Source organism: Leuconostoc sp. BM2 (assembly GCF_002095565.1).
In the GTDB taxonomy this organism is placed as follows: domain Bacteria; phylum Bacillota; class Bacilli; order Lactobacillales; family Lactobacillaceae; genus Leuconostoc; species Leuconostoc falkenbergense.
This window is the reverse complement of record NZ_MOWQ01000086.1, coordinates 1-1609: the sequence shown is the minus strand read 5'-3', so window position 1 is coordinate 1609 and position 1609 is coordinate 1. Positions and strand designations below refer to the sequence as shown.

Genomic DNA, 1609 nt, shown 5'->3' with positions numbered 1-1609 from the left:
TCATGACAGAGTATATGCCAGCTTCTCGCATTAAACGACGAACTCGGTTGGTTCCATGATGCAAATTCAGATCAGCTAATGCTAATCGCAGACGTGGCGCGCCATAAGCTTTATAGTTGTTTTGCCAAATTTCACGCAACAAAGCTTTTAAAATCGTGTCTTCTCGTTGTCGTTGGCTCTCAGTATAGTGAACCCAATCAAAGTAGGTGCTTTTGGGTATTTTGAGTAGGCGAAGCACCATCATGAGTTTAAAATGCTGTTTCAGCAATGATTGGACAATAGGAAAATGGGTCTTACGTGTTACTTGCGATGTTCGCCCAGCAAAACGGCCGCAATTTTTAAAATTTCGTTTTCTTCTTTGAGTCTTGCGACTTCTTTCTGCATTGCATTAAATTGGGCGCGAGTCACTGGCTTACCGGTAACGTCCGTCCCAATGATTTGGGCTTTCTTCACCCAACCCGTGACGGTTTGTACAGCCAAATGGTATTCATTGGCTAGAGAATTAGCAGAACGTCCCTCGTTATACAAGGTGACAATTGATGACTTAAATTCTGTTGAGTATCGCTTAGCTTTCATAATATAAAAAAACTCCTATACTTGATTATCTCGGATTATGCCCTAGAAATAAAGCAGTCCGGATTTTCAGTATACGAGCACATTCAATAACGTTTTAAAGTCGTTACGCCATGTTCTTAAACTTGAGTGACTCTTACCTGCTTCACTCACAACTTCTTCCCAGGTTATAAACTTATCACTGTAATATCGTTTGATTACTTCGCTGTGTTCTGGCTTGATGACTGACAAACAAAATTTAATGTCTGCCATGTCTTGCTTGTATCGTGGCTCAACCTCTGCCATTAGCTTCAATCTTCCTGAAAAATAATCTCTCAACATTTTATCTGTTCTATCTGCCATGATCACACCTCGTTTTTCATTTTGTCACTATCAAAAGTTATTTTTGGGGACTTTTCAAATGTTTTATTTTGGGAATTGTATTTAAATTTCCAACTATACTACGTTTTCCTTTTATCGTACCCATAGCCCCCCCCTGCAAAGCCATATAAGCTACTTTAAAACACTATCAGTATAAATACACTCAACATCATATCATGCGTATAAACGCTCTTGTGGTCGTTCAATCTGGTTCACTATCTGATTAAGTTCTTTATTCAATGCCATAATGTAACCAGTAGGTGCAACAACATTGTAAAACTCTATAAATGGCTTATTCTCTTTGTACTTGCTGACACACATATCTTTAAGCTCCGGTTTTAGTTGTTTACAGAACTCATTCACCAGTCGTTTAATTTCTTGCACAAATACAGTATTCTCGTGCCTATACTTATTTGAACGTTATCAGTCTATCATCCCCGAAAAACAACGTTGGATTATCGCTCTATTAGTACATGTATTTGTCACAGTTACCTCTCCAATTAGTTAGTATTCTTTGAATATTATACTGCATATATACATTATATTTCGTATAAATTCTCATGGGTCTTTTTCTACTGATATGCTGAAAAATAATTTTTATTAATTATATATCGATTACGACATTTATGGATGTGCCCAGCCTTTCCTAATTTTAATATTCTGTCTTGAACATCTA

General features: G+C 37.0%; 4 protein-coding genes. All 4 read right to left on the bottom strand.

From position 1 onward, the window contains the following. A partial coding sequence (locus BMG01_RS10450; protein ID WP_143472302.1) for an IS3 family transposase occupies window positions 1–244 on the bottom strand: 244 nt, incomplete at its 3' end. Window positions 245–300: 56 nt separating this feature from the next. Further along, window positions 301–576 carry a transposase gene (locus BMG01_RS10445; RefSeq protein ID WP_004906421.1) on the bottom strand — a complete coding sequence of 92 codons (276 nt, stop codon included), beginning with the start codon at window positions 574–576 and terminating at the stop codon, window positions 301–303. A gap of 66 nt (window positions 577–642) precedes the next feature. Next, entirely contained in the window at window positions 643–915 is a 273-nt protein-coding gene (locus BMG01_RS10440; protein ID WP_004910751.1) for a hypothetical protein, read from the bottom strand. 192 nt (window positions 916–1107) lie between these two features. Beyond that, on the bottom strand, window positions 1108–1317 hold the full coding sequence (locus BMG01_RS10435; RefSeq protein WP_233127306.1) for a hypothetical protein: 210 nt from the start codon (window positions 1315–1317) through the stop codon (window positions 1108–1110). Between the last annotated feature and the right edge of the window lie 292 nt (window positions 1318–1609).

Excerpts from the sequence above, each read along its gene's own strand:
- BMG01_RS10445 (WP_004906421.1), bottom strand. The coding sequence starts at position 576 with ATGAAAGCTAAGCGATACTCAACAGAATTTAAGTCATCAATTGTCACC.
- BMG01_RS10440 (WP_004910751.1), bottom strand. The coding sequence starts at position 915 with ATGGCAGATAGAACAGATAAAATGTTGAGAGATTATTTTTCAGGAAGA.